This is a genomic window from Mesorhizobium sp. M1078 (assembly GCF_040318615.1).
Classification (GTDB): domain Bacteria; phylum Pseudomonadota; class Alphaproteobacteria; order Rhizobiales; family Rhizobiaceae; genus Mesorhizobium.
Map to the genome: position 1 here is coordinate 657,198 of NZ_JAMYMP010000001.1, position 12,981 is coordinate 670,178.

11 protein-coding genes and 1 pseudogene are annotated in these 12,981 nt (G+C 64.7%); 3 read left to right on the plus strand and 9 right to left on the minus strand.

Annotated elements, in window-relative coordinates; translation table 11 throughout:
- Positions 1-76 precede the first annotated feature (76 nt).
- From NKH38_RS03315 to cysG, 6 genes are all read right to left on the minus strand, one after another.
- Entirely contained in the window at positions 77-199 is a 123-nt protein-coding gene (locus NKH38_RS03315; protein ID WP_023728539.1) for a hypothetical protein, read from the minus strand.
- A 42-nt stretch (positions 200-241) separates the two neighbouring features.
- Positions 242-775, minus strand: coding sequence for a DUF934 domain-containing protein (locus NKH38_RS03320; RefSeq protein WP_023686582.1), 534 nt, complete (start codon positions 773-775; stop codon positions 242-244).
- A 116-nt stretch (positions 776-891) separates the two neighbouring features.
- Complete coding sequence (locus NKH38_RS03325; RefSeq protein WP_023691979.1) at positions 892-1,656, minus strand: phosphoadenylyl-sulfate reductase; 765 nt, start codon at positions 1,654-1,656, stop codon at positions 892-894.
- Positions 1,631-3,301: a nitrite/sulfite reductase gene (locus NKH38_RS03330; RefSeq protein ID WP_023683051.1), complete on the minus strand. Its 1,671-nt coding sequence runs from the start codon at positions 3,299-3,301 to the stop codon at positions 1,631-1,633. The genes NKH38_RS03325 and NKH38_RS03330 overlap by 26 nt, the downstream gene beginning before the upstream one ends.
- A gap of 35 nt (positions 3,302-3,336) precedes the next feature.
- The gene (locus NKH38_RS03335) at positions 3,337-3,630 is read right to left on the minus strand and encodes a DUF2849 domain-containing protein (protein WP_023691980.1); all 294 of its coding nucleotides are present in this window, start codon (positions 3,628-3,630) and stop codon (positions 3,337-3,339) included.
- Positions 3,627-5,078, minus strand: coding sequence for a siroheme synthase CysG (gene cysG, locus NKH38_RS03340; RefSeq protein WP_352759077.1), 1,452 nt, complete (start codon positions 5,076-5,078; stop codon positions 3,627-3,629). Before cysG ends, NKH38_RS03335 begins: the two co-directional genes overlap by 4 nt.
- 416 nt (positions 5,079-5,494) lie before the next feature.
- Here cysG and NKH38_RS03345 point away from each other — a divergent pair, with 416 nt between their 5' ends.
- Both NKH38_RS03345 and NKH38_RS03350 read left to right on the plus strand, forming a co-directional pair.
- Entirely contained in the window at positions 5,495-5,947 is a 453-nt protein-coding gene (locus tag NKH38_RS03345; RefSeq protein WP_023686586.1) for a baeRF12 domain-containing protein, read from the plus strand.
- 184 nt (positions 5,948-6,131) lie between these two features.
- Positions 6,132-7,923, plus strand: a pseudogene (locus tag NKH38_RS03350) (cation:proton antiporter domain-containing protein).
- A 21-nt stretch (positions 7,924-7,944) separates the two neighbouring features.
- Here NKH38_RS03350 and NKH38_RS03355 read toward each other — a convergent pair.
- The gene (locus NKH38_RS03355) at positions 7,945-8,754 is read right to left on the minus strand and encodes an AraC family transcriptional regulator (protein ID WP_023728543.1); all 810 of its coding nucleotides are present in this window, start codon (positions 8,752-8,754) and stop codon (positions 7,945-7,947) included.
- A gap of 111 nt (positions 8,755-8,865) precedes the next feature.
- Here NKH38_RS03355 and NKH38_RS03360 point away from each other — a divergent pair, with 111 nt between their 5' ends.
- Positions 8,866-9,786: a zinc-binding dehydrogenase gene (locus NKH38_RS03360; RefSeq protein WP_352759080.1), complete on the plus strand. Its 921-nt coding sequence runs from the start codon at positions 8,866-8,868 to the stop codon at positions 9,784-9,786.
- Between the two features lie 15 nt (positions 9,787-9,801).
- On the opposite strand, the gene NKH38_RS03365 is transcribed toward NKH38_RS03360, so the two are convergent.
- Positions 9,802-10,554 carry an SDR family NAD(P)-dependent oxidoreductase gene (locus NKH38_RS03365; RefSeq protein ID WP_023669777.1) on the minus strand — a complete coding sequence of 251 codons (753 nt, stop codon included), beginning with the start codon at positions 10,552-10,554 and terminating at the stop codon, positions 9,802-9,804.
- A gap of 130 nt (positions 10,555-10,684) precedes the next feature.
- Positions 10,685-12,961, minus strand: coding sequence for a transglycosylase domain-containing protein (locus NKH38_RS03370; protein ID WP_023728544.1), 2,277 nt, complete (start codon positions 12,959-12,961; stop codon positions 10,685-10,687).
- Between the last annotated feature and the right edge of the window lie 20 nt (positions 12,962-12,981).

The following is a 12,981-nucleotide window of genomic DNA, read 5'->3' on the forward strand; positions in this document are numbered from 1 at the left end:
ACAAGAAATAAACCGCCGCACCAAAGGGGCGGCTGCATCTCCCAGAAGATCTGCTCAGGTTGCCTTGCGCTCCGCATCAGGACCTTGCAGCCCTGATCACGTCAGCCGCCTTTTCGGCGATCATGATGGTCGCTGCATTGGTGTTGCCGCCGATCAGCGCGGCTTCCTCCCTGGCGGATACTTCCGTCCGGACAGCCAAGAGATCACAGTCTTTGTAAAGACAGGCGAAATTACCGCTGCGTCAGCTGTTGCGAACGCGCCGCCAGGAGTATTTCGGCCCCTTCGGCTCCGACGCTTCGGTCGGCTGATAGTAAAGGCCCAGCCCGCCTGTGCGGCCTTCTTCGAGGCGCTTCAGCAGAACCGGGTTGGAGATTTCGAACTCGTCGAAGCCGAGGCGCAGCATATGCGGCAGCTGGTCGACGAGCACCTGGCCAGTGGCGCGGACCGCGCCCTCGAAATGGTAGCGGCTGCGCAGCAATTCGCCCTTGGAAAACGAGCGGCCGTCGCTGAAGGCCGGGAAGGCCAGCGCCACCAGCGACAGCTGGTCGAGCAGATCCACAATCTTTTCCAGCTGGTCGCCGGGCTGCAGCGCGACGCCAAGCCGCTCCTTGGCCGAGCGCCGCACTTCGGCATCGAGGCCGAGAAATGCCTGCAACGGCAGGATGAAGCGGCCATTGCCCGCCAGTGCATCCGCACTTTCGGCATGTGTCCACTCGTCCTCGCGAAAACCCGTCCGGGTCCAGAGGCGGGTCTCCGCTGTCGTCGGTTCAGTCATCGAAAATTCCTAAAAGCCCCAAAATCGAAGTCCGCGAAAGCCGGTCCACACGAAACCGGCGGCCTCCGGGCGGAAGCCGCCGTTGCAGGCCAACCTCACCTGAATATCACCATAGCTTAAAGGGATGCGTCGGTCAGCGACACTTCCAGTCCCGACAGATGGATGCCGCACTCGGTCTTGGCATGACCGGCCCAGCGTCCGCTGCGCGCATCTTCGCCCGGCTGCACCGGCTGCGTGCATGGGAAGCAGCCGATCGACAGATAGCCGTACGCAACCAGCGGATTTTCGCGCAGCGCATGCGCGCGCATGTAGTCGGCCTGATCGGATGTCGTCCAGTGCGCCAGCGGATTGATGCGTACGCGCGGGCCGACCGCCTCGAACACCGGCAGCGCGGCTCGCGTCGCCGCCTGGAAGCGCTTGCGGCCGGTCAGCCAGGCCCGGAAGGGGGCGACGCCGCGCGCCAGCGGCTCGACCTTGCGCACGTCGCAGCAGGCATCGGTATTGCTCTGGTGCAGATTGCCGGTCGGATCGACCCGCTCGAGCGCCGCGTCTTCGGGCTTGATCACCCTGATGTTGGTCAGCCCGAAATCGGCGACCAGCGCATCGCGATAGCCCAGCGTCTCTTCGAAATGCTTGCCGGTGTCCAGGAAGATGACCGGCAGCGTGCGGTCGACCTTGGCGATCATATGCAGCAGGACGGCGGAATCCGCGCCGAAGGACGACACGGCGGCGATCTCGTCATGAAACAATTCGCTCGCCGCGCGTTCGATGATGTCGAGCGGGCTCAGATGTCCATACAGCGCGTCGAAGCCCGCCGCTTTGGCGGCGATGCTGTCGTCGACGTCGAGGATGCGGTCAAGCGGCCTTGGTTTCGCCAGCATAGAGCGCCTCCTTGAACGGCGCGGGACCGACACGGCGGTAGGCGTCGATAAAACGTTCACTGGGACCGAGCCGAAGGCCGAGATAGGTGTCGACGATCTGCTCGATGGCGTCGGTGATCTCTTCCGAAGAGAAGCCGCGGCCGATGATTTCGCCAACCGAGGTGTTCTCGTCGGCCGATCCGCCAAGCGTCACCTGGTAGAGCTCGGAGCCCTTCTTCTCGACGCCGAGGATACCGATATGGCCGACATGGTGGTGGCCGCAGGCATTGATGCAGCCGGAAATCTTCAGCTTCAATTCGCCGATCTCGCGCTGCCGCTCCAGCGAGGCGAAGCGAAGCGAAATCTCCTGCGCGATCGGGATCGAGCGCGCCGTCGCCAGCGCGCAATAGTCGAGGCCAGGGCACGCGATAATATCGCTGATCAGGTTGGAATTGGCCGTCGCCAGACCAATATCGACCAGCGCATCATAGACAGCCTTGAGATCGGCGCGCGCCACATGCGGCAGGATCAGGTTCTGCTCATGGCTGACGCGCAGTTCGTCGAACGCGTATTTCTCGGCGATGTCGGCGACCGCTTCCATCTGGCTGTCGGTGGCATCGCCCGGCACCTCGCCGATGCCTTTCAGCGAGATCGTCACCGCGGCATAGTCGGGATGGCGATGCGTCACGACATTCTGGTCGAGCCAATCCGAGAAGCTTTTGGAATCGAGCCGCGCCAGCTTGATCGCCGCGTCGCCTTCCGGCCGGGCGGTCAGTGCCGGCGGCGCGAAATAGGCGTCGATGGCACGGATGTCGGCTTCCGGCAGCTTCAGCTCGGCGTCCTTCAGCTCCTGCCATTCGGCCTCGACCTGGCGGGTGATTTCCTCGACGCCTGTCTCGTGGACGAGGATCTTGATGCGCGCCTTGTACTTGTTGTCGCGGCGGCCATAGAGGTTGTACACGCGCAGGATCGCCGTGCAGTAGGACAGCAGGTCGGCTTCCGGCAGGAAGTCGCGGATCTTGCGCGCCACCATCGGCGTGCGGCCCTGGCCGCCACCGACATAGACGGCAAAGCCGAGCTCGCCGGCGGCGTTCTTCTTCAGATGCAGACCGATATCATGCGTCTGGATGGCGGCGCGGTCGCGCTCGGCCCCGGTCACCGCGATCTTGAACTTGCGCGGCAGGAACGAGAATTCCGGATGCACAGACGACCATTGCCGCAGGATCTCGGCATAGGGGCGCGGATCAGCGACCTCGTCGGCGGCGGCGCCGGCAAAATGATCGGCGGTGACGTTGCGGATGCAATTGCCGCTGGTCTGGATGGCATGCATCTCGACGCTGGCGAGATCGGCCAGGATCGCCGGAATGTCGGACAGCGCCGGCCAGTTGAACTGGATGTTCTGGCGCGTGGTGAAATGGCCGTAGCCCTTGTCGTATTTGCGCGCGATGTGGCCGAGCATGCGCAACTGGGCGCTGTTCAGCGTGCCATAGGGCACCGCGATGCGCAGCATGTAGGCGTGCAGCTGCAGGTAGACGCCGTTCATCAGCCGCAGCGGCCGGAACTGATCCTCGGTGATCTCGCCGGACAGCCGGCGTTCGACCTGGTCGCTGAACTCGGCGACGCGGGCTTGGACAAAATCGTGGTCGAACTCATCGTAGCGGTACATGTTTCGTCTTTCAGGGCGCGTCCGCCCGTATTTTGTTACGCTGCCCGCGCAGCCTGCTTGCCCAGATCTTCCCGGATGGTCGGGCCGGCGGCGCGGATCTTTTCGCGCAGCCGCACCGGCACGACGATGCCATTGACGACTTCAGCGTCGATCAGATTGACGTCGACAACCTGATTGTTGGCGTTGGCCTTGGCGCCGATTGCTTCCAGCCTGTCCTCTGCCGCTTGGTCATGGGCAAGGTCGGCATGGTCGACCGTCTCGGCCCAGCCGCCGTCGGCGTACCAGACGGCGATGCCGTCGGAGAGGCGGTTTGCGGTCAGTATCTTCATGGCTCGACCTCTGCGCCGGCCGCGTTGGCGGCGCCCTCATAGTTATGTGCCGCGAGCGGCTCGGAACGTTCAAAGTTGGCGCCGGCAACCGCGTCGCCGATGATGGTCATCACCGGACCGGCCAGATCGGCGCGCGCTTCCAGCGACGGCAAATCGGCCAGCGTGCCGTGGAAACGGCGGCGGTTCTGCAAGCTGGCATTCTCGACCACGGCAACCGCCGTGTCCGGCGACAGGCCGGCCTCGATCAGCCGCCCGGCGACTTCGGCGGCGACCGAGCGGCCCATATAGACGGCGACGGTGGCGCCGGAAATGGCGAGCTTGGCCCAATCCGGCAGCGAATTGCCCTTCAGATCATGGCCGGTGGTGAACACCATCGACGAGGAGACGCCGCGCAGCGTCAGCGGCAGCTCGAAGTCGGCGGCGGCGGCAAAGGCGGCGGTGACGCCGGGGACGACATCATAGGCGATGCCGACATCGCGCAGTGCGGCCATCTCCTCGCCGGCGCGGCCGAACACCAGCGGGTCGCCCGACTTCAGCCGCACGACGCGCTTGCCCTGCCTGCCAAGCTCGACCAGCAGCGCATTGATCTCGGCCTGGCTCTTGGTGTGGCATCCCTTGCGTTTTCCGACCGGCAGCCGCTCGGCGTCGCGGCGGCCCATGGCGACGATCGCCTCCGGCACCAACGCGTCATAGACGATGACGTCGGCTTCCATCAAAAGCCGATGCGCGCGCAGCGTCAGAAGATCCTCAGCACCTGGCCCGGCGCCGACCAGGGCGATATGGCCCGAAGCCGGAGCCTTCGACAGCAACAGATCGGCGGCGGCGTCATGCGCCTGCGAAAGCTCGCCGGCTTCGACGGCGCGCGCCGGTGCACCCTGGAAAAAACTGCTCCAGAACTGGCGGCGGGCGTTGCCTTTCGGCAGCAGCTTTTCGGCGGCACCCCGGAACGAGGCGGCAAGCGCTGCCAGCGGCCCGAGCGACGGCGACAGCATGCGGTCGATGCGGCTGCGCAGCATCTGCGCCAGCACCGGACCCGCGCCTTCCGTGCCGATGGCGATGGCGACCGGGGCGCGGTTGACCAGCGCCGGGGTGAAGAAATCGCACAGCTCCGGCCGGTCGACGGCATTGACCGGAATGCCAAGGCGGCGCGCATCGTCGGCGACGCGGCGGTCGAGCCTCTCGTCGCCGCTGGCGGCAAACACCAAGACCGCGCCTTCGAGATGCGCGGCGTCGTAGGGGGCGTCGACACGGATGGCGCCGGTCGCGGCGATGAAGCTCAGCAATTCGGCGTCGGCAACATCGGCGATGATGCGAAGCACAGCACTTGACTGATCGAGCAGCCGCGCCTTGGCCAATGCTTCGCCTCCGCCGCCGACGATGGCCACGGCTTCGCCTTCGACCCGCATGAAGACCGGGAACGCGGTGAGCTTGGGATTGGCGTGCGGCATGACGAACAGATTCCGGAACAATTCGGCAGTTTTAGGCGCGGACGCGAAAAAGCTGAAGGAACCCACTCGCGCATCCCCTGACGGGAGGCAATCGGTTTTCCGCAAGCCAAGGGGCCAAGAGAAAAATATTCCACATCCGCATATCAGGCGGATTCAAGCTGCTGCCGCAGGCTTTGTTCTGCGGCTCTTTTATCCGGGAGCCCGCCAAGCTGCAAAATTATTTTTTCTAAATTCTACCAATCTAGTAGATTAAAGCGTCACCTCGACATTGCTCCGATAGATGATAGATCGGGCTTGATATGGCTGCGTGCGATCTCGGCGAACGAAGTGGAACGTTCCCGCTTCGCCACGCGTTCTGCCCCTGCCGCAACAGACAATCGTCGGCTGGATTTGAACCTTCAAACAGGAGCCCGCAAATGAGCAAGATCAACCTGAAACATGGCCTTCTGGTCATGGTGGCCGATGGCGAGAAAGCGCTGTTCCTGAAGAACGAGGGCGACAATCTCTATCCGCACCTGCAGCTCTTCCAAGAGATGAACCAGGACAATCCGGCAACGCGCGAACAAGGCAGCGACAGTCCCGGCCGCTACAATGACGGCCCCTCCGTGCATCGCAGCGCGGTTGAGGAAACCGACTGGCACCGGCAGGGCAAGGAACGCTTTGCCGAAGAGATCGCGGACCGGCTCTACAAGCTCGCCCATCACGGCATCTTCGACGACATCGTGCTGGTCGCGCCACCGCTGGTGCTCGGCACCATGCGCAAGAAATTGCACAAGGAAGTCACCGACAAGGTGCAGGCGGAGATCCCAAAGACACTGACCAACCGCCCGCTGATCGACATCGAGGCCATGCTGCAGCAGGCAGCCTGACGCTATCTCATAGATCATTCGCGCGCGCAGCGTTTTCGCTGCGCGCGCCTTTCGTTTTTCGGCGCCTCTGGCCACCAATTTACGTCTCGCGGGTTGCGTCGCCCGCACCCCCTCCACCATATTGCAAAGGCGGCGGCTGCGGGCGGCGCACACCCGACATTTCCCGAAAGGCGCTCCATAGACAATGCCGCATGACACGCCCCTTATCGCCACCATCGTCGCCGGTCTGGGGCTGGCATTCATCTTCGGGGCGCTCGCCAACCGTTTTCGCATCCCGCCGCTGGTCGGCTATCTCGTCGCCGGCGTGCTGGTCGGACCGAACACGCCGGGTTTCGTCGCCGATGCCGGCCTTGCCAATGAGTTGGCCGAAATCGGCGTCATCCTGCTCATGTTCGGCGTCGGCCTGCATTTCTCGCTGAAGGACCTTCTCTCCGTCCGCGCCATCGCCGTACCCGGCGCCATCGTCCAGATCGGCTTTGCCACCGCGCTGGGCGCCGGCCTTGCCTGGATGCTCGGCTGGTCGATGGGCGCCGGCCTGGTCTTCGGCCTGGCGCTTTCCGTCGCGTCCACAGTGGTGCTGTTGCGCGCGTTGCAGGAGCGACGGCTGATCGAGACCGAGCGCGGCCGCATCGCCGTCGGCTGGCTGATCGTCGAGGACCTCGCCATGGTGCTGGCGCTGGTGCTTTTGCCGGCGTTGGCCGGCGTGCTCGGCGGCCAGCCGCAGGTCGATGACCATGCGAGCCTTTTGTCGCTGCCGGCCAGCTACGGCATCTGGGGCGTCGTCGGCCTCACGCTCGCCAAGGTCGCCGCCTTCGTCATCGTCATGCTGGTGGTCGGCCGCCGGGTCATTCCGTGGATCCTGCATTACGTCGCCCATACCGGCTCGCGCGAACTGTTCCGGCTGGCGGTGCTGGCGATCGCGCTCGGCGTCGCATTCGGCGCCGCCAAACTGTTCGGCGTCTCGCTGGCGCTCGGTGCCTTCTTCGCCGGCATGATCATGAGCGAATCCGAGCTCAGCCACCGCGCGGCGGAGGAATCACTGCCGCTGCGCGACGCCTTCTCGGTGCTGTTCTTCGTCTCGGTCGGCATGCTGTTCGATCCGTTCAGCCTGATGAGCAATGGCTGGCCGATCCTGGCGACGCTGGCCATCATCGTCATCGGCAAGTCGCTGGCCGCCTTCGTTATCGTCATCGCCTTCCGCTATCCGCTGGGAACCGCCTTGATGATCTCGGCCAGCCTCGCGCAGATCGGCGAATTCTCCTTCATCCTGGCCGAGCTCGGCGTCGGGCTGAAGCTGTTGCCCGAACAGGGACGCGAACTGATCCTGGCAGGCGCCATCCTGTCGATCCTGGTCAATCCGCTGATGTTCCTCGCCCTCGACTGGATGAAGCCATGGCTGGACGCGCGCGCCGCCAAGCCAGCACCACCGGAAGAGGCCAAGCCGGTCGGCCCGGCGACGCAGCCCGGACAAGTGGCCTCGGTGGCCGCCGCGGCAAAAGAGAATGGCCCACCGCCACGCACAACGCTTTCGGGCCACACCATCCTGATCGGCTACGGCCGCGTCGGCAGCCTGGTCGGCGCGGCGCTGAAACAGGCATCGCTACCGTTCCTGGTCATCGAGGACGCCGACAAGACGCTGGCGAGGCTCAGAGACGACGGCGTCGAAATCGTCTCCGGCAATGCGGCCAGTGCGGGCGTGTTTGCCGCCGCCAATCCGCAGGGGGCCAAACGCTTGATCCTTGCCATCCCCAACGCCTTCGAGGCGGGGCAGGTCGTGCTCAGGGCACGCGCCGCCAACCCCGGCATCAACGTCATCGCACGCGCCCATTCCGATGCCGAGGTAGAGCATCTCAAGGGGCTCGGCGCCGACACGGTCATCATGGGCGAACGCGAAATCGCCCGCCGGCATCGTGCAAGAAGTGCTGGAGCAAAAGCCGATGCCGCGCCCCGAAGCCATTGAGCCCTCCCCGGCCTGAGGCTTGCCACAGGCGCATCGATCATCCAACGAAGGCGGAGCCGCCATTGTGCGCGACGCTGGCGAGATACTTTGCCGGCGGCTTGCCAAGCGCCTTCTTGAACATGGTGATGAAGGCGGTGACGGAGCCATAGCCAAGATCGCCTGAAACCTGCTGCACGCTGGCACCCGAGGCCAGCTCCCTTATGGCGACGATCAGGTGCAATTGCTGGCGCCAGCGGCCGAAGCTCAGTCCGGTCTGCTTCACCACAAGACGGGCGAGACTGCTTTCTGAGAGCGCGACGCGACTGGCCCACTCTGCAAGCGTGCTGCGGTCGGCAGGGTCTTGCGCCAACGCATCGGCGATCCGCCGCAAGCGCGGCTCGGCGGAGATCGGCAGATGCAGCTGCTGGACCGGCATGCGCGGCAGTTCGGAGAGCAGGATCGTGGTCAGGAGCACGTCCCTCGCCTCATCCTCCTCCACGCGATCGGCCAGCTCGATGATCAGTTCGCGCAACAATGGCGAGATCGACAGCGTGCAGCAGCGGTCCGGCAGATCGGCGGCTCCCGGCTCGATATAGACGAAGAAAATCCGCGCATTGGCGGTGGCGATATTGCTGTGTCCCATGCCACCGGGAATCCACACCCCGCAATGCGGCGGCACCATCCACAGACCGCTTTGGACGCGGCAAGTGACGCCACCGCCGAGCGCGAAGACGAGCTGGCCCTTGCGGTGCCAATGGGCGGCGACTTCCGCTTTGGTTTCGGTGACATCGACGCGCACGGCAATCGCAGGTGCCTGCACATCATCGACATCGAAATTGACCCAGGGGTAGCGGAGCGGCTGCCTCATGATTGATGGCTTTCAGCGACTATTCGCCGTGATAGCTAAATTCTTGGATGCGGGAAGTCGTTAGACTCTGGTTCGTGGCTGGCATGTCACAAACCGGCAGGAAGGCTTCCCATGCGCGCGCTTGTCATCTCTCCCGAGAGCATCACCCGGATCAGTCTCGCCGAGGTCGAGGACCCTCGGCCCCTCCCCAACGAAGCGCTTGTCTGCGTCCACGCAACCTCCTTGAACCGCGGTGAATTGCGCCTGCTCACCATACGCCCGGAAGGCTGGATACCTGGCCAGGACGTGGTTGGAGTAATCAAGCGGGCGGCAGCCGATGGCTCCGGGCCTGCCGTCGGCGCCCGGGTTGTGGCTTTGGTCGACGAGGCCGGCTGGGCCGAACAGGTCGCCGTTCCGACCGACCGCCTCGCCGTCATCCCGGACGAGGTCAGCTTCGGGTCCGCCGCCACGCTTCCGGTCGCGGGCACGACGGCTCTCAGGGTCTTGCGCCATGGCGGCGACCTCGCGGGACAGCAGGTGTTGATCACCGGCGCCAGCGGCGCGGTCGGCCGTTTCCAGATCCAGATCGCCCGCGAGCAAGGCGCCGCGGTGATTGCAATCGCCGCCGCCCGGCACGCCGAGGATCTCCGCGGTCTTGGTGCTCACGAGGTCGTCGAGTCGATCGAACTGGCCGAAGGGCCATTCTCTCTGATCTCCGAGTCGGTCGGCGGCCAAAGCCTCGCCCATGCCATCGACCGCGTCGCCCCCGGCGGCACCATCGTCATGTTCGGTTCGAGCAGCGGCGAACTCACGCCGGTTGGCTTCAGACAGTTCGTTCCGGGCCATGAGGGAGCGAGGCTTCAGACTTTCGCCTACTACACATCCGGTCCAGCCATTGGCGCGGACATCGCCTCGCTGCTCGCTCTGGTCGCGGCTGGCCGGCTGGAAACCCGTGTGTCCATGACCGTGCCGTGGACAGACATCGCCCAGGCTCTGGACGCCCTGCGACAGCGCAGCTTCAGCGGCAAGGCTGTTCTCACCATCGCCGAATGAGCAGTCTGTCAGTGCTCAGACGTGCTGGCCGCCATTGATGTGGATTTCCGAGCCCGTCACATAGGACGCCTGCTGCGAGCACAGGAAGAAGATGATGTCGGCGACTTCCGAGGTGGCGCCAAGGCGCCTGAGTGGGATCGTCTCGACGATCTTGTCGGTGCCAGGCGACAGGATCGCGGTGTCGATCTCGCCCGGCGCAATCGCATTGACGCGGATGCCGTGCGGGCCGAAATCATGCGCCATCTCGCGCGTCAGCGAGCCGAGCGCCGCCTTCGAGGTCGCATAGGCGGTGCCGGCGAAAGGATGCACGCGCGTGCCGGCGATCGAGGTGACGTTGACGATCGAACCTTTCGCTGCAGCAAGCTCCTTGAAGAGGCCCCGCGCGAGCATGATCGGCGCGAAGAAATTCACCTGGAACACATCGCGCCAGACATGCATCGGCGTGTCGATCGAATCCATGCGGCTGTTGCCGTCCTTGAGCTTCGGCGAAATGCCGGCATTGTTGACCAGCGCGTGCAATTGCCCGCCATGCGCTTCCAGCCGGTGACGGATCTCCGAGACGGCGATGCCGACATCCTCCTGGTCGGCGAGATCGACCTTGATGTGGTCCTCTGGGCCGGCCGGCCACGGGCAATCCTCGGCAAAAGCCTGGCGCGAACAGGTGATGACCCGCCAGCCCTCACGCGAAAAGCGCTTGACCGTGGCATGGCCGATGCCGCGGCTGGCTCCGGTCAGCACGATGGTTTTTCTGGTGTCGGTCTCAGCCATGTCTGTCACTCCGGCCGGAGATGTAGCCGAATGCGGCGGAGGTGGCGAGAGGCCGAATTGCCACCGCAGCTCTCATATGAGGAACGGATTGCCAGCTCGCCATTGGTTTGAAGCCAGAATGACGAGCCGCTCAGCCGCCGCCGAGAATATCCAGGATTGAGGTTTTCCGCTTCTTGGCCGGGCCGCCGACGCTGCCCGGCGGTACCGGGTGCTTGATGGAGGCCGTGGTGCCGCCGTCGCCCGGCATGTCGAAGCCGTCGGCATCGACCGTTTCGGCCGGACGGCGGACCGGTGCTTGTGCGGGTACAGCAGCAGGTGCCGGCGCGGCAGCAGGCTCCGAACGGCTGACGGCCACGGCAGGCAACGGCGCCGCCTGATTGTTATCGACTGACGGAATATCGTCGGGCACGATGGTGTCGGGCGGCGTCGACTTCCAGGTGCCGGGCAGCGGCCGGACCGGCACACCTTCATGCGCGGCCACCATGAACTCGTGCCAGGCCTGTGCCGGCAGCGCGCCACCGGTGACCTTCTTCATCGGCATGCCGTCATCATTGCCGAACCACACGCCGGTGGTGAGGTTTGCGGTGTAGCCGACGAACCAGGCGTCGCGCGAATTCTGGCTGGTTCCGGTCTTGCCAGCAGACGGCCAGGCGAAGGCCGCCTTCTTCGCCGTGCCGATCTCGACCGTGCCGGTCATCATCGAGTTCATCATGCCGACAATGTTCTGCTTGACGACGCGCGGCGCGCTGCCGCCATTGTCGTCATAGAGCACCTTGCCTTCGGTCGTGGTGATGCGGCGGATGAAATGGATGTCGGGCTTGTAGCCGCCATTGGCGAACGGCACATAGGCCGATGTCAGCTCCAGCGGCGTCACTTCCGAAGTGCCGAGCGCGATCGAGGTGTTGGCGATCAGATCGGACTGGATGCCCATGCGGTGCGCCGCCTCGACCACCGCGTCGGGGCCGACCTCCATGGTCAGCTGTGCCGCGACGGAATTCAGCGATTTCGCCAGCGCGGTCGCCAGCGTTACCTTGCCGAAATATTTGCCGCCATAATTGTCGGGTGTCCACTTGCCGATCCTGATCGGTGCGTCGTTGCGCACGCTGTCGGGCGTGCGACCAGCTTCCAGCGCGGCCATATAGACGAACGGCTTGAACGCCGAGCCCGGTTGACGGCGTGCTTCGGAGGCGCGGTCGAATTGGCTGGTCGAATAGTCGTAGCCGCCGACCATGGCGCGCACAGCGCCGGAATTGTCGATCGACACCAGTGCGCCCTGGCTGACACTGAGCTTCTTGCCGCTCTCGTCGATCAGCCGGCGGATCGACTGTTCAGCGAGCTTCTGCAGGTTGAGGTCGACGGTGGTGTCGACGACGATGTCGCTGCGCACGTCACCAATCAGATCGGGCAATTCTTCCATGATGGTGTCGGCGACATAGTTTTCCGAGCCGGTCCAATAGGACGGCGCGCGCGTTGCCGGCGCGCTCATCGCCGAGGCCAGTTCCTTGGCGCTGATCTTGCCTTCGTCGCGCATGGCGGCCAGCACCAGCTGCGAACGCTCCTCCGCCGCCTTCGGATCCCGCGCCGGCGACAGTCGCGACGGCGCCTTCAAGAGGCCGGCGAGAAGGGCCGCCTCCGACAGAGTGACATCGCGCGCGCTCTTGCCGAAATAGCGACGCGAGGCCGCCTCGACGCCATAGGCGCCGGAGCCGAAATAAACCCGGTTGAGGTACATTTCGAGGATCTGGTCCTTGGTATGCTTGTGCTCCAGCCAGAGCGACAGCAGCACTTCCTGCACCTTGCGCTCCAGCGTGCGGTCGGGCTTCAGGAACAGGTTCTTGGCCAGCTGCTGGGTCAGCGTCGAGCCGCCCTGCGAGAAACGCCGGCCCAGAACATTGGTCACCATGGCGCGCGATAGGCCGATCGGGTCGATGCCGAAATGCGAATAGAAGCGGCGATCCTCGATGGCGATGACGGCTTCCGGAATGTAGGGCGACATTTCGTGCAGGCCGACCGCCTCCCCGCCGCTCATGCCGCGGTTGGCAAGCAGTTGCCCGTCGACCGAGACGATCTTGATGTTGGGCGCGCGGTCGGGGATCGACCAGGTGGTGGCCGCCGGCATCTTGGCGCCGTAATAGACGACAATGCCGGCCACCGCGATGCCGCCCCAGATGCAGAGCACGAAGCACCAGTAGAACATCCGCGCCATCACGCCGAACAGCCCGCGCCGGGGTTTGCCGCGCTTGCCGCGTGACGATGATTTTGCCTTGGAGGTTTTGCGCGCCGAAGATGATTTGCGATTGGCCGGCACGACCCGATCCTCCTCGTTCACCGAAAAACCGGCCGCGGATTTCGCCTTTGGCGATCCCTCGAAGCTGGGTTCGATGCGACTGTCTCTGCGGTTCGCCATGCGTTGCGCTGTCTTCCCGG